The 18,751-nt window shown below is 37.8% G+C and carries 17 protein-coding genes and 1 tRNA gene; 13 read left to right on the forward strand and 5 right to left on the reverse strand.

What is annotated here, in order from left to right:
- On the reverse strand, nucleotides 1-1,817 hold a 1,817-nt coding region (locus AC1DND_RS08875; RefSeq protein WP_477580894.1), incomplete at its 3' end, for a CehA/McbA family metallohydrolase domain-containing protein.
- A gap of 159 nt (nucleotides 1,818-1,976) precedes the next feature.
- On the opposite strand from AC1DND_RS08875, the gene AC1DND_RS08880 reads away from it, so the two are divergent.
- From AC1DND_RS08880 to AC1DND_RS08910, 7 genes are all read left to right on the forward strand, one after another.
- Nucleotides 1,977-2,813: an alpha/beta fold hydrolase gene (locus tag AC1DND_RS08880; protein ID WP_477580896.1), complete on the forward strand. Its 837-nt coding sequence runs from the start codon at nucleotides 1,977-1,979 to the stop codon at nucleotides 2,811-2,813.
- 571 nt (nucleotides 2,814-3,384) lie between these two features.
- Nucleotides 3,385-4,005 (forward strand): peptidase M16 family protein, encoded by a 621-nt coding sequence (locus tag AC1DND_RS08885; RefSeq protein ID WP_477580898.1) that lies wholly within the window; start codon nucleotides 3,385-3,387, stop codon nucleotides 4,003-4,005.
- 154 nt (nucleotides 4,006-4,159) lie between these two features.
- Nucleotides 4,160-5,158: a M28 family metallopeptidase gene (locus tag AC1DND_RS08890; RefSeq protein WP_477580900.1), complete on the forward strand. Its 999-nt coding sequence runs from the start codon at nucleotides 4,160-4,162 to the stop codon at nucleotides 5,156-5,158.
- Nucleotides 5,159-5,202: 44 nt separating this feature from the next.
- Nucleotides 5,203-5,676: a TspO/MBR family protein gene (locus AC1DND_RS08895; RefSeq protein WP_477580902.1), complete on the forward strand. Its 474-nt coding sequence runs from the start codon at nucleotides 5,203-5,205 to the stop codon at nucleotides 5,674-5,676.
- A gap of 48 nt (nucleotides 5,677-5,724) precedes the next feature.
- Complete coding sequence (locus AC1DND_RS08900) at nucleotides 5,725-7,797, forward strand: patatin-like phospholipase family protein (protein ID WP_477580904.1); 2,073 nt, start codon at nucleotides 5,725-5,727, stop codon at nucleotides 7,795-7,797.
- Nucleotides 7,794-8,324 (forward strand): hypothetical protein, encoded by a 531-nt coding sequence (locus AC1DND_RS08905; RefSeq protein WP_477580906.1) that lies wholly within the window; start codon nucleotides 7,794-7,796, stop codon nucleotides 8,322-8,324. The genes AC1DND_RS08900 and AC1DND_RS08905 overlap by 4 nt, the downstream gene beginning before the upstream one ends.
- A gap of 475 nt (nucleotides 8,325-8,799) precedes the next feature.
- Nucleotides 8,800-9,369 (forward strand): 2'-5' RNA ligase family protein, encoded by a 570-nt coding sequence (locus tag AC1DND_RS08910; RefSeq protein WP_477580908.1) that lies wholly within the window; start codon nucleotides 8,800-8,802, stop codon nucleotides 9,367-9,369.
- Here the strand turns inward: AC1DND_RS08910 and tamL are convergent, their stop codons facing one another.
- Nucleotides 9,370-11,796, reverse strand: a complete 2,427-nt coding sequence (gene tamL / locus AC1DND_RS08915; RefSeq protein ID WP_477580910.1) for a translocation and assembly module lipoprotein TamL — start codon at nucleotides 11,794-11,796, stop codon at nucleotides 9,370-9,372.
- Here tamL and AC1DND_RS08920 point away from each other — a divergent pair.
- From AC1DND_RS08920 to AC1DND_RS08940, 5 genes are all read left to right on the forward strand, one after another.
- Nucleotides 11,787-12,533, forward strand: a complete 747-nt coding sequence (locus AC1DND_RS08920) for a TrmH family RNA methyltransferase (protein WP_477580912.1) — start codon at nucleotides 11,787-11,789, stop codon at nucleotides 12,531-12,533. The two genes, tamL and AC1DND_RS08920, sit on opposite strands and share 10 nt — an antisense overlap.
- A gap of 59 nt (nucleotides 12,534-12,592) precedes the next feature.
- Nucleotides 12,593-12,666: transfer RNA gene (locus AC1DND_RS08925), tRNA-Cys, on the forward strand.
- Between the two features lie 34 nt (nucleotides 12,667-12,700).
- Nucleotides 12,701-12,871, forward strand: a complete 171-nt coding sequence (locus tag AC1DND_RS08930; RefSeq protein WP_029275070.1) for a hypothetical protein — start codon at nucleotides 12,701-12,703, stop codon at nucleotides 12,869-12,871.
- A 109-nt stretch (nucleotides 12,872-12,980) separates the two neighbouring features.
- Nucleotides 12,981-13,754: a hypothetical protein gene (locus AC1DND_RS08935; RefSeq protein ID WP_477580915.1), complete on the forward strand. Its 774-nt coding sequence runs from the start codon at nucleotides 12,981-12,983 to the stop codon at nucleotides 13,752-13,754.
- 65 nt (nucleotides 13,755-13,819) lie between these two features.
- Nucleotides 13,820-14,485, forward strand: coding sequence for a DNA alkylation repair protein (locus AC1DND_RS08940; RefSeq protein ID WP_477580917.1), 666 nt, complete (start codon nucleotides 13,820-13,822; stop codon nucleotides 14,483-14,485).
- A 266-nt stretch (nucleotides 14,486-14,751) separates the two neighbouring features.
- On the opposite strand, the gene AC1DND_RS08945 is transcribed toward AC1DND_RS08940, so the two are convergent.
- The 3 genes from AC1DND_RS08945 to AC1DND_RS08955 form a co-directional block, all read right to left on the reverse strand.
- Nucleotides 14,752-15,780 (reverse strand): quinone-dependent dihydroorotate dehydrogenase, encoded by a 1,029-nt coding sequence (locus AC1DND_RS08945; protein WP_477580919.1) that lies wholly within the window; start codon nucleotides 15,778-15,780, stop codon nucleotides 14,752-14,754.
- Nucleotides 15,781-16,022: 242 nt separating this feature from the next.
- The gene (locus tag AC1DND_RS08950) at nucleotides 16,023-16,673 is read right to left on the reverse strand and encodes an NAD(P)-dependent oxidoreductase (RefSeq protein WP_230144889.1); all 651 of its coding nucleotides are present in this window, start codon (nucleotides 16,671-16,673) and stop codon (nucleotides 16,023-16,025) included.
- A 74-nt stretch (nucleotides 16,674-16,747) separates the two neighbouring features.
- Nucleotides 16,748-17,158, reverse strand: a complete 411-nt coding sequence (locus tag AC1DND_RS08955) for an Rrf2 family transcriptional regulator (protein ID WP_029275076.1) — start codon at nucleotides 17,156-17,158, stop codon at nucleotides 16,748-16,750.
- Between the two features lie 125 nt (nucleotides 17,159-17,283).
- Between AC1DND_RS08955 and AC1DND_RS08960 the strand changes: the two genes are divergently transcribed.
- On the forward strand, nucleotides 17,284-18,751 hold a 1,468-nt coding region (locus tag AC1DND_RS08960), incomplete at its 3' end, for an AsmA family protein (protein ID WP_477580921.1).

Here is an 18,751-nt window from a genome sequence, read left to right on the forward strand (position 1 = left end):
CCATTGGTTGCAACATCCCATGCCTCTACCCTTACCCAATGCCGGCCTTTTAAATTAACTGCCCAACTGTAATCCTTTTTGCCGAAAGCCTGGGTATCGTTTAAATTAATACGGTTGCGATAAACCTTCGTTCCATCACCCGATACAATTTCGACAGAGCTTAAGGGGAATGTCCAGTTGAGTTGCATATTTATCTTTGCTTTTCCACTATTATCAATCTTCAAAGTCTCTCCCGCTCCTTTTCCATTAACATTAAAACTCGGGATCAATACCTCACCTGTCGATACAAAAAACTTCCCTTTCCGCATTACATCTAAAACAGGCTGCCAGCCATCGGCATAATTAGGTACCTTATCCAACTGCAAATAATTCACGTTTAAATGTGCATACATTTCATTTTGCTCAGTAATGGTAAAGATATCAGCCTCTGAAATAATGTGTTTTTTCAAACCCCAGTTGGCCATATCATCCATCAGGTTCAATACCCGTTTACTCAACGTTGGCAACGAAAGATCCCCTGGAATGGCCTTCCAGGCTGCGCCCATAAAAGTCTCCGATTTAAAAAAGTCTTCTTCTTTATATTTATCTGGATAACCTGTCGAAGCCTTTGTTCGGGCATGGGCAGTCCAGGCTAAGCCATGTTCTTGTTCCAATAGTTTAAGCATTTCTGCTTTATCATTAATGCGGTAAACTTTACCATATTTAGGATCGTGGGTTTCGAAAGGCTGATCGCTTTTTCTCGACATAATCCAATAAATTGGTTTAGGAAAAAATGCCAGCCAATGTCCACCATAAAAATTATTGGCTTCTTCTCCTGGTAACAATAAAAAATTTGGATCAGATAACCTTTTGGTTTGTTTAAACAAGGCATCTAGTTCTTTTAAACGTACCGAATCTGGTCCTTTAGGGTGGCCTGGTCCGTGAAATTCGGCAAGCTTAACAATATTTAAACCCGCCTTTTTCAATACCTCAACAAATTCGGGCTTTTCCGGAACGGCTTTTCCACTCAGCACTACGTCCGAAATAAACTCATTATGGAAATGGCTAGCCATTGTTTTATAACCTGCCAAGGGCACATAAGTATCATTGTGCGTAAACTTTTTAACTTCATCCAATGCTGCTCCTGCCTTCCCAGTGCTCAATAAACAGAAAAAATTAAGACGCTGTTGGGTATTTGGTGGTGCATTAAACCAGGGCACATAACGTTTATCGCCCAATGGATCCTGCCTGATCCCAATACCAAAGTCGGGGATTAAGTTTAAATAGTTGCTTCCTTTCCAGGTAAATTTAAGGTTAAAAGCTTCATCTAAGGGATAGAAGTATTGATGCGGAGCAGGAAAAACGGCCAAACTTCCACCATTATTTTCGCCGATAACGGTACGGTGAACTCCATTTATTCGCACCACAGTTTGCGAGCCCTTCGTAGAAACACTGGCTGCCCCTTTTTTGAATTTTACAACGTTTGTGGTATATGGTCTGGTTGGAACCCGGTCGAAAAAAACATCCCAGCCCCCACTGGTTGGACTTAAAGTGCGTTTACCTATTCTCAGCACAAATCCAGGGTCAAGATGAGCAGCAACTTCTTTTAAGGCGCCTTGCTTACCTAACAGCAAACTTTTAAACAATGGTTTGGTACGATCAAGATCTAAAATCATTTTACCTAGGGTTCCTTTACCAGCTGGCCAGGTGAGCATGAGTTCTTTTTGACTGGAAGAAACTGTTGCACCGTTGGTTTTAAATGATTTTAGGTTTACCTGGCTTTGCGCATAGCATGCTGAAAAGCATATTATCAATAATATAGAAATACTGTTTCTCATACAACTTAATCGTTTTAGTATAGATATAACGCAAGATAACAATTAAGTGCAAAACATAAAATATTCGCTAATCAGCAATGCATTGTGTTCATTATTTATTTTTTAAGAAAAACATAAATAACATTGCTTAACTTAAGTAAGAATTTTAAACCAAATATCTTGCATCCTATTCTCATCAGAAACAACGTTAAAATCCTTGGCGAAGGTAGTCAGGTAATTGTATTTGCCCATGGCTTTGGCTGTGCGCAAAGTTCTTGGAAATTTATTACAGATGCTTTTCTCAATGACTACAAAGTAATACTATTTGATTATGTTGGATCTGGCGATTCAGACCTAAGCCAATACGACCAACGTAAATATGCTACACTCGAAGGATATGCCTGTGATGTAATCGATATTATAGAAGCGCTTGATTTAAACAACATTATTTTTGTTGGTCACTCGGTAAGCAGCATGATTGGCATGATTGCCGCATTACAGATGCCAGAAGCATTTAAAAAATTAGTTTTTATTGGTCCTTCGCCGAGGTACTTAAATGATCGTGATTATATAGGTGGATTTAATATTGAAGATATTGAAACTATATTTGAGCACATAGCAGATGATTATGTAGCCTGGAGCAAGCAATTGGCACCGGTAGTAATGAATACCCCCTTAAAACCCGAATTAGCTGACTTTTTACAGGAATGTTTTGAAGCTACCGACCCAAACGTGGCCCTGGCCTTTGCAATGGCAACTTTTAAGGCCGATTATAGAGACAAATTAAAAAACCTCGGTGTGCCAAGCCTTACCCTGCAAAGTTCGAACGATATTATGGCTCCTTTATCAGCCGGCGAATTTATCCATAAAAATACACCAGAGAATTTTTTGGTTGTAATGAAAGCCACAGGGCATTTTCCGCACATTAGCGAACCAGAAGAAACCATCAGGGAAATAAAAGACTTTATTGAAGATATCCGTTTAAAATCGGCATCTGATCACCTGTATGCCTCCTAATGAATTTCAACCGGCATAAACTAAAAATTTTTAGCAGAGACCGATTATTGTTTTAAAACACTTTTGCTTCTTTTTTATCCTTTTCGCGGATCATGGTAATCAGCCTTACCCATACTTATATTGATCTGCAAGTTAAACCATCATCCTCAATAGTCTGTAGGCGCGCGCTCAGTTTACGACCTAAACTCATTACATAAATGTTTGAAAGCATTTTATGTCAAACAAGTACATTCAGCAATCAATTTTTAAGCCGGATCAACCTGCAAAAGGCGGCTCACGATATATCTGGCGATTACATGATCATCAACTATTAAACGATTCATTACGATCAGATTATCGTTGCAATTAAAACTCAGCATAACCTGGAGAATATTTTCACAAATAAATAATGAACAAAATGAATAAAATATATATTTGTAAAAAATATACCCCATTTTCAAAGCGCGCACTACCCCAATCGTCTAATATTTTTGCCTTTCCACTGACTACATATAGTCAAAAAAACCATTCAGAAGTAAACTTATAATACACTAAAGAGAAATCATCAACCATAAAAAATAAAAAAAATAAAATGAACAACATTAAAACAATTGCATTCGCTGCATTAAGTATCTTATCGGTTTATAGTGCGAAAGCTCAAAACTTTAAAGAGCCTGTTAGCTATAAACTTAAGAATGGCATGAATATCATTATTTCAGAGAACGAACGTTCGCCAAAGGCATATTCTAGCTTTACATTAGATACTAAGGCTTTTCAGGGCAAAAAAGACGGCATAGTGGAGCTGTTAAACGCCGTGTTAAACGAAAACCTAAGTAAAAACTCAAATATTAGCTTTAAGGATAACAGCGGCAAGCTGGCTACATTAAATGCAGATCTTGAGAACGACCTGGCAACAATGGCCTCGGTAATTCAAAATGCAAGCTTCGACCAAAAAACTTTTAATACGGCTAAAGCTAAGTTAATTGCCAGTATAAAATTGCAGGATTACGATTATGACCAAACGGTAAATGAAAATTCGATTAATACATTAACCTTGGCAGATATTAAAAACTTTTACAGCCAGATTTCTCCAGAAAAAACATTTTTAACGATTGCCGGAGATGTTGAATTAAATACAGCCAAAGCTTCAGCTAAAAAAGCTTTCGGCAACTGGAACCGCACACAAGAACTTGCATTAACTGTGGCAAGGTAATATTAAAATTAAATTTGAGGCCCTTTGATTAATTTCAAAGGGTTTTTTTATGCCCAAAATGTTACAAGAGATTAGGTTTATACCGCCTGTATTCAAGGAATCATTCAATATATTCGTTTTTAAATAAAATCATTGTTTCTGAAAAAAACGACAGATGAAAAAAATCTACACTCTCCTACTTCTTGTTACTATAAGTTTATCTCTACAGGCACAGGTTGTGGTTAACCGAAATCAGGATATTGATAAAATGGTTAAAGCTGTAAATCAGGATTCGCTAAAATCATATATCAGTAAAATGGTTTCTTTCGGAACAAGAAATACGCTTAGTGATATTAAAAGTAAAACGAAAGGAATTGGGGCTGCCAGAAATTGGGTCGTAAATAAGTTTAATCAGTTTGCAAAGCAAAGTGATGGCAGGCTTACTGCATACCTGGATACCATTACATTTAAACCTGATGGCAAAAGAGTAGATCAGCCTACACTTTTAGGCAATGCTGTAGCCATATTAAAAGGCACTGATGCAAACGACAAACGTGTTTATGTGGTGAGCGGACACCTCGATAGCCGAGTTACCGATGTAATGAACAGAACCAGTGATGCACCTGGCGCCAATGATGATGGCAGTGGTGTTGCGGGCGTAATTGAGGCTGCAAGAATTATGAGTCAATTTAAATTTTCTGCCACCATAATTTTTGTAGCCGTAAGCGGTGAGGAACAATCGTTATTAGGCTCTGGTTTTATGGCTGCAAAAGCAAAAAAAGAAAACTGGAATGTAGATGCCATGTTAAACAATGATATGATTGGCAGCAACAACAGTAGCGAAACGCAAATCATCGACAATACCAGGCTCCGTGTATTTAGTGAGGGCTTACCCCTGGCCAAAGCACCCTCAAGCCCTAGCGAAGTAAAAGTTGATGTAAAAAACCTGAGCAACTCTACCTTTTTATACTGGAAAGCACCTGTTAATGGCGCAGTAAAGGGCTATTATGTTTTAATGCGCGAAACCAGCAGCGCCATTTGGGAAAAGAAATTTTTCACTTCTGCCACCGAATTACGATTACCTTATAGTAAAGACAATTATTTATTTGCGGTACAAAGCATCGGAAATGACGACACTGAAAGCCTACCAATAGTGCCAGGAATTGGCAGGTAATAAAACTTTTGGGGTTTACCGTTGTTTAAACTCAAATTTAGCGCATGAAATTTAAACCTGTAGCTTTTCTTGTAAATATAGCCATCACACTGGGTGTTGGTGCTTTAGGAGGGTGGGCAACCGCTCAATCAGTTAAAACCTGGTACCCAACGTTAAACAAACCGTCCTTTAATCCACCAAACTGGCTTTTTGCACCTGTTTGGACTACACTATATATACTTATTGGTATTGCGGCTTATCTGGTGTGGATTAGACGCGATAAAATTGTTCATTTCCCGCGAACAGTTGCCATTTATTTAATCCAGTTAATTTTAAATTTGGGCTGGTCGTTTATTTTCTTTTACCTGCACGAGCTAGGTTTTGCCCTGGCCGAAATTATTTTACTGTTGATCATCATTGTCATCAATGCATCCATGTTCTATAAAATAAACAAATGGGCGGGTTTAATATTCATCCCCTACATCCTTTGGGTAAGTTTTGCATCATTTTTAACATACAACATTTTCATATTGAACTAATTTTAAAAGAAAACCCTATTTTTAAGGGTGGTAACTTTTAAAAGATTTTTGCTGATCCTCTTCGTTCTGTGCTGTAACCAATTGCAGGCGCAAAAGGTAGGTCTTGTGTTTAGCGGTGGTGGCGCAAAAGGATTGGCGCACATTGGCACATTAAAGGCTTTAGAAGAAAACCACATCCCTATCGATTACATTACAGGCACATCGATGGGTGGCATAGTTGGCGCCATGTATGCTGCAGGTTATAGCCCGGCGGAGATAGAAAAAATTGCACTAAGCAACGACTTCCAAAATTGGGTAAATGGGCGGTACACCAGCGATTACACCTTTTTCTTTCAGAAAAATGCGCCCAATGCCTCTATGCTTAGCGCAAAAGTGGCAATTGATACGGGTTTCCATTTTAGCTTCCGTTCTAACCTCATTAACGATATTCCATTAAATTTTGCCTTTCTTGAGCTTTTTGCCCAGGCTTCAGCCGTTTCTAAAGACAATTTCGATAATCTTTTTGTTCCCTATCGTTGTATGGTTGCAGATGTACTTTCGCAAAAAAGTATCACAGTGAGCAAGGGAAGTTTAGCAGAAGCAGTAAGGGCAACCATGACGGTTCCGATTATCTACCGGCCCATTAAACTAGATGGAAAATATGTTTTTGATGGGGGGCTTTACAATAATTTCCCTGCTGATGTAATGGAAAGAGACTTTAAGCCTGATTATGTGATCGGCGCCAATGTTTCTTCAAAAACCTATAACGAATACCCTAAAAACATCGACGATCGTTTAATGAACCGCTTTTTGGTATACATGTTTCTATCCAAATCAGATTCAACCATGATCGGAAAAAATGGCGTATACATCCAGCCCAATCTGGCTACTTATAGCGTAACTAATTTTGCTCCTGTAGAAGAGCTGATTAAAAAAGGCTATGATGCAACAATAGCCGATATGCCAAGGATTAAAGCTTTAATCAGCAAAAGAGTGAGCGATGAAGAACTGGCACAAAGAAGGGAAAAATTTAATGCGAGAAAGCCAGATCTAAAGTTCAGCAACATCATTGTAACCGGTGTAAACAGTCAGCAAAAAAAATATGTAGAAAGGCTTTTCAAAAGCGATAAAGTTACTTTTAACCTGCAGGATATTAAACGTGGGTATTATAAACTGGTTGCCGACCAAACTTTCGAAACCGTATTTCCTAAAATTTCATATCAGGCAGCAACAGACAGTTATACTTTTGAGGTGGTGGCACAGCCGAAAAAGAGCTTTAAACTCGAATTAGGCGGCAATATATCTACAAGGCCCATCAGCAATGTTTTTTTGGGTGCTCAGTACAATTACCTCAACCGAAAATCGTATACTTTTGGAACCAGCTTTTACTCTGGCCGCTTTTACGAATCGGTACAGGTTAATGGCCGGGTAGATTATCCAACCAGACTTCCCTTGTTTCTGGCCGCGGAGTTAACCTATAATCACTGGAATTTTTATAATACCAGCCAGATATTTATCGAAAACCCACGCCCCATTTACATCGAACAATCTGACCGTAAGATTGACCTTATGATGGGAATGCCTTTAAATTACAATACCAAAATTGTTCTTCATTCTACTTTTATAAATAATAATGATCGCTATAGCCCAAACAAATGGGGAAGCATAAAACTTACCCAGGAAAACTACTTTTTACACATCAAAAAATATACATTGGGTTATATTGTGGAAGGCGTTTTCTCTAACCAAGCTTTATTTAGCAATTATTACGCTACGCTTTTAACTGCTCCAGCCTTTTATCCTTTGCAAGATAGCAGATCGTTATTCCTGGATAAATTTAGGGCCACAACCTATGCTGCTGGCGGAATAAAAAACATTTATAATGTTAAAAAAAATCTCGATTTTAGATTGGAAGGTTATTTATTTTTACCCCATAAGGAGTTTGAGCTGAATAATTTTCAGGATGTAGATTATGCCAAAGCCATYACAAAAATACGCTATGCAGGTACTGCAGGTTTAGTTTACCATTCACCGCTCGGCCCTGTAAGCCTAAGTTATAATTTATATAATGATGCAGTTAAAAGAAATGGTGTATTATTGCATATCGGTTATTTAATTTACAATAAACGTTCTATCGAATGAAACGAATCTTACTCTTGCTTTCACTGTGTTTAATCGGGTTTTTCAGCCATGCACAAACCGCAGCAATCAATAATTTTCTGGTAAAAGAAAATTTGCTTAAAAACAACAAACTGGCCATTATAGCAGCCGATTCTTTAAACAACCCCAACGAAAACATAAACGGAATCTACACCTTTAGTGTAAGTGGTTTTACACAGGTATTAAAATTTAATGATGGCATAGCCGTGCTACCTTTACCCATCGATAAATCTACCTTCGTTTACATCAAACATCAAAACGACTCTGGCACCCACAGCAAACTGGTGTATGTATATAAAAAAGATACCGATTTAAGTCCGTATGCCATAAATAGTTTATGGCTTTTCATCATTCCGATTATACTGGTAATTATTGCCTTTGCCTTCCGCAAACTGATCATATTTGTGGTCATTGTTTTTCTGGTATTTGTGTATTTTAACCACAGCAATGGCTTAAACCTTTCTACCTTTTTCGAAAGTATATTCGATGGGTTAAAAAACCTCGTCTGATTTTCTAAATAAAATCGTCATCCGATAGCTATCGGATGCGAGGAGGAACGACAGCCTGTCCCGATTTTTCGGGAAAGCAATCTCATGCTATAAATTCTCTTATTCTTTTTAGAAAAGCAAGGCCTGTGGTGCTTCGGTTATACCAGTCCCGCCCTTTGCTTAATCAATAACAAATCGTTTAGCGTATAAGGTCTAATGCGAATTCTCTTTTTTTAGAAAAGCAAGGCCTGTGGTGCTTCGGTTATACCAGCCCCGCCCTTTGCTTAATCCCGATAAAATTATAACGATAAAAAAAAACCTTTAAATCGGGATAACGCTGTCGGTCGGGTTTATTTTACCACAGATAGCAGCACAGTTGTAGCCACCTAAGCCCGATCGAAGCGAGATGCCGATTATTTCAATCGGCAGTTTATCACGGTAGAAAATTAACAATTCATCATTACTTTTTTACTAAAATTTTTAGTAAATTTGATTTATGGAAAATCTATTTTTAGTGTGTTTAGTTCCTCCTGTTTCTGTTGTAGAAGACATAGATGAGATTAGAACATACATTTCAGAGAAATTTAATGTGTATGAATCATTAAAACGTCCGGCACACATCACCTTATACCCTCCGGTAAAGCTTTCAGCTTACGATGCAGAAAAAAGATTTTTTAAAGCTTTAGCAGATGCCGCTTTCAGTCAGCCATTTACACAGGTACTCCGAAACTTCAGTTCATTTCTGGAGCATACCTTTTATCTCGATGTTGAACAAAATGAGGGCTTAATGAGCCTGGAAAAACAGATTACTAAAGCATTACAACCTTTAAAACTGATAGCGAAAAAAGAAAAATTCAATCCACATTTAACTTTAGCGTTTAGAGATGTAAAACCACCCATTTTCAAACAGCTTTCTGCCGAATTTAAAGACCGGAAATTTAAACGAGAGTTCCCTGTTTCATCCTTTTCTGTTTACAAACACATGGATAAAAGATGGCAACCCTTTAAAGAATTTTCATTTAAAGATCCGGATACCAAACCCAAAATATTAAGCCTTTTCGGTTAATTAGAATGGCATACCAATACCAAAGTTATACTGTAGAAAACGATAGGTATCAGGCCCGTGTGTGGCGTTATAGCTATTTTTAAAATCCCTGGCCCCAGATAAAAATTTGCTGATTACCCACTGGTCTGATCCGATAAACTGAGGATCTTTAAGTTTTAGTCCCACATCAAACCTGAAAACAAAATACTGAACATCGTACCTTAAACCAACCCCAGTACCAATAGCAATTTGCTTAGCCAATTTACTAAGCTTAAACACGGTCAATTCATCCAACTCAGGGTATTCAAGCGTAATCGACTCCCCTCTGCGGATATTCCAGATATTACCGGCATCAACAAAGGCAGCCCCTTTCAAAGTAGCCCCGAAAAATTTCCGTGCAAGTGTAAACCGATATTCAAAATTAGTTTCTATCCGTAAAGTACCCAATTGATCCAGCCCAAAAACAGCCTTCCGTACTTCATCGCTGGCAAGTACTTGTCTATTATAATTACCTGGACCGATGGTTCTGGCCTGCCAAGCCCTTAAGCCGTTAGATCCACCGGCAAAAAATTGCTTTTCGAAAGGAATACCTGTTAAAATTGAATTACCATAAGCGTAGGCTAATCCGGTGTTTAAACGGGCAATAAATTGCCTTTCGCCACCCAAATGTTTATACCACCTAATATCTACCTCTGGCCTGGTGTACTGGTTAAAAGGCAAGCCTAATATCTTTGCCGGGTCGTTGTTTGCCGGATCATGCTTTGAACCTGTTAGTTTAGATATGCCTTGCAACATATTGCCTGCAATATCCATCCCTGCCCTTAAATAAACAAAGGTTCTCAGTTGGTTTAACTTATCCGAATTCAACGTGTAGGTATATTTCATACCCAGTGTTAAATCTTTACGATCGAGTAGTGAAGAATAATAAAGGTTGTTAAAGCGGGTAATTGCATCCACTTTTGATGTATCGAGGTTACCAAAACGGTACTCAAAATTTAATGGGGTAAAAGAGTGGAGTTTAGATTTGGTTTCAAACCAATCGTAAGTAATGGAGTTGATAAAAATCCTTCGTACCGAAACATCTTTTTGTAAGGCATAAATGTAACTGGTTGCAAAAGTAGTGTGCGGCATTCCGTTTCCACCTAAAACAGGGTTATAAAAAGGGATCATCAATCTCGGTACCGAAATACTCGCACTGATTGAGAAATCGCGCTGATAAATATCACTAAAAACCTTGGCACCGTTACCTATACGCGATTGCAAACCACCTTTCACCTGGAGTTCAAATCGTTCTGCTCCTCTAAAAATATTGTTGTTGGTATAAGTATTTCCGAGGGTAAAGCCAACGGTACCACCATTAAACGGAACCTCACCCTCCACGCGGTTACTCATTACCTTTTGAGGGGTGAGCAAAATGATTGCATTGATTTTATTTGAGGTACTGTCCCTTCTGAAATAATCGATCTTTACGTTTTTGAAAACATTTAGCTCATACAAGCGATCGTAAGTAAGATTTTCGTTCCGGATGTCATAAAGGTCACCTTGCTTCAGAAAATCGTAACGAACGATCGGATTACGCCTGTAACGCTTAGAGAAATCGGTATAAATAATCCCGTTCAAAGTATCTTTGCTTAATTTATATCTTGCCGAATCGGGCAAACCGTCAGGATTTGGCGCAATTAACAAATGTGTGTAACCAATATTAAACTGTTTATGCGGTCCATTTGCAGGATCTGTTACATTAAGGTTCAAATCGATTTTGTTAGTCTTAGAGCTGGGTTCAGCACCATATACATCAAAATTTACATAAGGTCTTAAAAAATAGAAATATCCATTTTCTTTCATAATGCGATAAATCTGCTCCCTTTCATAAGTTAAAGAGTCTTCATCGTACTGCATTCCCTTGTGTAAATGGGATATTTTAGCCTTATTCGATTCGTAAAGGTTCCTAATATTTGCATTTGGGATCGAATCAGAAAGTTTCTCAATAAAATAAGCAGGCCCAGGTTTTGCACTGAATACAATTTCGGCCTTTTTATCTGCAATCTTGATGGCAGAAGTTACTTCGGCCTGGCGGTAGCCCTTACTTTTTAAAAACTTCTGTATCTGTGTTCTGGAAATTTCGACCAATGTACTATCTAAAATAGCAGGGGGTGTACCAAACGGCTTAATATCGCTGGTTTTATACCGACCATCTTTTGTATTGAACAAATTGTACAAAGGCACATTGATACTCAGCTTAGATGCCGGCCTGATATCTTTCTGAACATAATTGTAAGCCTGTTCTTCAAATTTAGCATCAACACTATCAATAGTTACCTTTTTCACTATCGATTGATAGTCGGCAATGTATTTAGTTGATGAGCAGGCCTGAATTAAAACAATAATAAATAGTAATATTGCAGTGCTTTTCAGTTTAATATTTATTGAGTTTTGGTATGCTTTCAAAATCACAGATTAGTTTTATAAAGTCGTTACATCAAAAAAAATACCGTAAAGAACATGGTTTATTTATTGTTGAAGGTATAAAATCCATAAAAGAATTTTTTCAGTCAAGCTACCAGATCCATACTATATTTTACAACAGCGAACATTACAATTTGTTACCCAAATTGCCTGCAAATATAAACTTATTTGAAGTAAAGAACGCCGAATTAGATAAGATTAGTACGCTGCAAACCCCACAAGGCTTTTTAGCGCTCGTTCATATCCCAAAAAACAGAGAATTAGCGTTAACAGCGTTAAAAAATCAGTTCACTTTGGTTTTAGATGGTGTTCAGGATCCAGGTAATATGGGTACCATTATCAGAACGGCAGATTGGTTTGGCTTTAAAAACATCATCTGCTCTGCTGATTGTGTAGAAGTATTCAATCCAAAAACCGTACAGGCCACAATGGGTTCTTTGGCGCGGGTAAATATTTACGAAGCAGATCTGCCAGCCTTGTTAGCGGAAAATACCATCCCTGTATTTGGGGCGCTGTTAGATGGCGAATCGATTTACAAAACGCAATGGGGAGCAGAAGGATTGGTGATTTTGGGCAATGAAGGAAAGGGAATATCAGCAGAAGTGATCAAAAAAATAAATAAACCGGTAACCATTCCGAGAATTGGGGAGGCCGAATCATTAAACGTAGCAGTAAGTGCGGCAATCTTTTGTGCTGAGTTAGTGCGAGTTCGAAATTAAATTAAGATATTATTTGCGGGCTAACTAATAATTGCTATTTTTGCAGCCTTGAATTTAAGGGTCGAGTGGCCGAGTGGCTAGGCAGAGGTCTGCAAAACCTTCTACAGCGGTTCGAATCCGCTCTCGACCTCCATTTGTACAAATAAAATAATTAAAAGGTTATTACCATGGCAGTTACCAGATTAAAAAGAAAAGACAGAAGAAATAAAAATACAGCTCACCAAGAGGTAGCATTTTTAAAGAGAGCAACTAACATTGAGTTAGGAAGCCGCTCTGCACAACCTAAAAACGATCAATTAGCTAAAAACAATGCTGTTTTAGCTGCTTTGGCAAAATAGTTTTTAGAAATTTCTTCTTAAAGAATTTAAAGCATCCTTCTGATCAAAGGATGCTTTTTTTATTTGTAATTTTTATTTAAATTATTGACTTGCTAATTTGATTCTAGCCATGCAAATAAAATCTATTCTTTTTATCTCATTCTTATTTTTTCCATCTATGGCTTTTTGTCAAAGCAACATAGCATTAGAAAAAAAACTGTCAAATTCATTTCAAAAGATTTCAAATTGGTCTGCAGAAAAATACGGCAAAAACAGTTTCGATTCTCTGGAATTATTCAATGATAATTTTGAAAAACAAGCTCTATCAACATTAAATAGAAATCCAGAATCTTTAAAATCAAAGTTTGATCAACTCAATAAAATGGGACTAAAAATTACCAGTTCGAAAGATGGCTTTTTAAGAATCTATTCATGGGATGATCAAACTGGTGGCACACAAAGAAGATTCAGAAACATTTACCAGACACAAACTGCAGGCATCACAAAAGCATTCATAAAGAAAAATGATCCAGGTGTTACACCCCTTAAAATCTATGACCTGACCATCAACAAACAAAGATATTATATCTTAACAGAGCTTTTTATCGGAAGTAGCGCTCTATTTTATTTCAAGGTAAAATTATTAAGAGTAGAGAAAAATGTGTTAAACAATAATCTTAAACTGATTTCAACAAAATCAGGGTTAACGAACGAATTAAGCTATGAAATAGATTATTCTGCAAGAATAAACAAGGATAATGAACATAAGATTGAACACTTTTATCCTTACTATAATAGCGACGAAAAAGAAATATCTATCCCCCTAGTCCAAGCAGATGGAAAATTCACAAACAAAAGAATAACTTATAAATTGATCGGCGCATACTTTAAAAAAGTGATCTAAAGCCAAGGCTCTTTACTTCAATGTAAAGGAAATACCTAAATTTGGAAACAGCGAAAGGTAAAACCATGAATCTTACAGAAACTCTTTCAAAACTAGAATCGCTCGGCGAGGAGAAAGTCCGCGCCATGCATATTAAGAACGGCGCCAGAGAAAATATTTTTGGCGTTAAAATGGGCGACATCAGGGCCATAGCCAAAAAGATCAAAACCGATCATGAACTTGCACTTCAACTCTGGGAAACTGAAAATATTGATGCTCGATTGCTAGCCATCTTAATCCTTAAACCAAAAGCGCTGTCTGCAGAACAGATTGAGCAAATGGTAGCTTCAGAAAATTTTACCTGGGCAGCTGATTGGTTTTACAATTACATTGTTAAAGAATACCCTGATAAGGAACAATTCAGAGAAAAGTGGATGAATTCGGGAAATATTATGCTGGCCCGTGCAGGCTGGAGCTTAACCAGCGGACGCATAACCAGAGCACCTGAAGGAATAGATATCCCTTCAATTCTCGATCGGATTGAAAAAGAAATGCCTAAAGCAGCACCAGAAATCCAATGGACGATGAATACCGCATTGGCTCAGATTGGCATTAACCATCCTGATTATAGAGAAAGAGCCTTAGCCATCGGCGAAAAACTTGGTATTTACCGCGATTATCCTGTTTCTAAAGGCTGTACTTCTCCATTTGCACCAATCTGGATTAATGAAATGGTAAGCCGGCAGAAATAGTTATTTAGCCTATAACCCAATATGTTTTCAATTAGTAAAGGTCTCCGAAAGGCTATCAATGACAGATTCTAATAGATTGGCCGTCTTTCCCGCGCAGGCGTATCGTGTGGACACATCTTTTGTTAATTCTATATTTGTTTTTAGTGCACGTTCATTAGGGCGGTCGTCATGCTGAACTTGTTTCAGCATCTTTCCTGCAAGATAGACCCTGAAATAAATTACCTTCGGTGAGCTCGCTAAAGCTCGGTTCAGGGTGACGACTATCTTTAAACCAGCTCTTTACAGATGCTTTTGATCAACCCTGGTCCCTCATATATAAAACCAGTATACAATTGAACCAAACATGCGCCGGCATCTAATTTCTCTTTTGCATCTTTTGCCGAATGAATACCACCTACCCCGATAATTGGAAATGCTTTGTTCGATTTCTCCGAAAGATAACGGATTACTTCTGTAGCGCGTTCTTTAACAGGTTTACCGCTTAAACCACCGATTTGCGTAGTCAAGTCTTTTTCTGTAGCCAGATTTTCCCGGCTAATGGTTGTATTGGTGGCGATAATACCAGCAATTTTGGTTTCTGCAACAATCTCGATGATATCGTCCAGTTGCGCGTCAGTTAAATCGGGTGCAATCTTCAATAAAATCGGACGTGAAATATCGTTTTTACGATTTCGTTGCTGTAAAGTATTGAGGATTTTTTTTAACGGTTCTTTTTCCTGCAGCTCGCGTAAACCCGGGGTATTGGGCGAACTTACATTCACCACAAAATAATCAACCACATCAAAAAGGCGATCGAAACATTTAATATAGTCGTTTACTGCATCTTCATTTGGAGTAGCCTTGTTTTTACCGATGTTTCCACCAACCACAATATCAGGATGTTTATCTTTTAGCAAGCGCAAACGCTCAGCCATTACATCTACGCCCTTATTGTTAAAGCCCATCCGGTTAATTAAAGCTTCATCACTAGGTAAACGGAACATACGGGGTTTATCATTTCCGGGCTGTGGCATTGGCGTTACCGTACCCACTTCAATAAATCCGAAGCCTAAATTGCTAAGCGGCTCCACATATTCTCCATTTTTATCAAATCCGGCGGCCAACCCAACAGGATTTCTGAATTTTATGCCAAAAACCTCACGTTCTAAACCTTTAATGTGAACATCAAAGCTGCTCCGGATAATGGTTTTACCAAGCGGGAATTTATCATTAAACCATTTTAACCGCTTCACTACAAAATAATGTACGTTTTCAGGGTCAAATTTGAAGAATATTGGTTTAATAAGGCGATACATGGCACGAAGATAAGAACTTAATACTAATTATGAAAAAAGGTTAATTGGTTCATTAGTTCAATAGCCATTCGTTCATTAGTCTAAGTGTCCAAATCCAACCCTGATCCTAACGTTGGTTCATGGTCAATGGTTTTATGGCCATGATCGATAACCTAGCAAGCTTGTTGACCATGAACCATCAACCCTGGGCAATCTGCCGCCCACCAATGACCAATGAACTAATGACTAATGAACCAACTTCTCTAATACGCTGCCGTAAACTGCTCCTGGTGGTGTGCCTTATTTTCCAGCTCATCGGCAATAACGATTGCTAAATCTTCTACTGATAAAATAGAACGGCCTTCTTCATTAAAAACAGGGCTTGTTTTACCCAAGCGGTATTTCCCGGTACGGCCGGTGGTGATCCCCTGGTGCATTTCAATAGCCGGACTAAAAAATAACCAATCTAATTCCTTCTCTTGTTTTAGCGTATTAAAATAATCTCTTACTGCTGTTGCACCTGGCTTGTATTCTGCAGGGAAGTTCGGCCCGTCTACAATTTGGTGACCATCAATCTGCAAAGTACCCGCTCCGCCGATAAAAATGTAACGTTTAACGCCCGATGCTTTTACTGCAGCCTGAATAGCCTCTGCTCCCTGTACCGTATCGTTATATAAATTCGGATTGGTCCAACCTGCGTTAAAAGCACTTACCACTGCGTCGGCACCTTTTAAAACTGCTGCTAATTTTTCAGTATCCAAAACATCAACTGCGATTTTACTTACCTGATCATTGTTATTTTCAATTTTAGCGGTATCGCGTGCAATGGCGATCACTTCATTTCCACGACTTACCAGTTCGTTTAAAATGGCTTTGCCTACAAATCCAGAGGCTCCAATTAATGCTACTTTCATGTTATTTAATTTTTAAAATTTATTAATCTAATTTAAATTGTAACATTTTTTGTTACAGTTATGTTCAAAATTTTTTATTTAAAGCTTGCACTAAAATCTTTTAATGTTTTAGATGAAAGATTTTTAACCAAAGCGGTTTCGGCATCATCATATAAATCGTTTAAGTGTAGGGTAATCTGCCTCCCTACCGGACAATCGGGATTTGGTTCATTTTTGCTTTCGCCTAGCAAACTTTTTTGTTTAACAGCCCGGTATACATCGCCCAGATTAATATCGGCAGGATTTTTTGCCAATGTAGAGCCTCCGCCCTTCCCTTCTTTGCTCTGCACAAAACCATATTTATGTAGGTTGGCCAATTCCTTCCTTACCAAAACAGGATTACAGTTAATGCTTCCGGCAATGTATTCTGAATTCAATAGCTGCCCCTTTACCTGATCGAGCAGCGTAAGAATGTGGAGCGATATGGAGAAATGACTGCTATTCATACTGTAACTATTTTTATTACAGAACAAAGGTATAAATATATTTTATAATACAAAAATGTTAAATCTTTATTCCTAATTCATCTAAAGACTATCTTTGTCGCTGAACGTGCCCTTAAATTAAAATCTTGAAAAAGTTCCTAAAAATATTCGCGATTACGATCGTTTCCTTAATCGCCCTTCTAATTGTTATCCCCTATGTAATTCCGCAGACGGTTACCAAAGAAATTACACAGGTTATTAATAAAAACATAAAAGGCGAGGTAAAGTTTGAAAGTACCAACATTTCCTTTTTCAATCATTTCCCCTCATTAACTTTAAACCTGAATAACTTCTTATTAAAAGGTTCTGCACCGTTCCAACAGGATACGCTCATTTATACCAAAAAGTTAGCCCTGGGCATAAACCTGCTTTCGCTATTTTCTAAACAGGTTAAAATTGATCAGTTCTATTTAGATGATGCGCGCATCAATATCCTCAGCGATGAAAAAGGTCATGCGAATTATAATGTTTACGAAAGCAAAAAGGAAAACACTCCAAGTACCAGCGAAGGCAACACAGCTATAAAGATTGAAGGGATTTTCATCAACAACAGCAACCTTACTTACAGCGACCGTTCAATTCCTATGCTCATCAGAACCAAAGGACTTAATTACACAGGAAAAGGCGACCTCAGCAATGCGATATTTGACTTAAAAAGCAATCTTTCTATCAATGAAATGGATGTTTATTATGCCAATACCCCTTATTTAATCAAGAAAAAAATAAATGCCAATCTGATTACAAAAGTGAATACCAACTCCCTTAATTTGATTTTCGATGAGAACAATTTAATGATCAATTCGCTTCCGATTCGTTTTGTGGGACATTTTTCATTCTTAAAAGATGGTTACGATATCGATTTCAGAACCAGGGCGAAAGAAACAGATTTACAGAACATTTTCACTGCACTACCTTCAGAAATTGCCGATAAACTACAAAAAACAAAAGTTAAAGGTTATGCAGAGATTGATGCTTCTTTAATCGGGAAATACATTGCCGCCACGCACAGCATGCCTACGCTTTCGTTTAATATGAAAGTAAGAGATGGTTCAATTTCCAATCCAAATGCGCCAGAGCCGATCAGTAACCTATTTTTAAATTTAAAAACAAAACTTCCTGGCTTGAATACGGATAGCCTATTGATTAATATGGACAGTCTTTACTTCAATATCGGGAAAGATTACGTGGCCTCAGTTACAAAAATAAAGGGTTTTAAAGAACCCGAAATCTACACAGATACCCGCTCGAATATCGACTTAGAAAAATGGGCAAAAGTTGTTAACCTGGATGCCCTACAACTAAAAGGCAGATTAAATATGAACATTAATGCAGATGGAAAATACAGCAAAAAACTTGTCCACTCTGGCATAAGGCAGGTTGATACTGTAATTGCAACCGTACCCAAGTTTTCATTAAAAGTAGCCTTAAACAATGGTTATTTTAAATATTCGGCTTTGCCCATTGCTATCAATAAAATCAATTTTGATGTACTTGGTTCAAATACTGATGGAAATTACAAAAGCACTAAATTATCTATCGAGAACATCGATATCC

The organism is Pedobacter sp. 01N416, assembly GCF_056399685.1.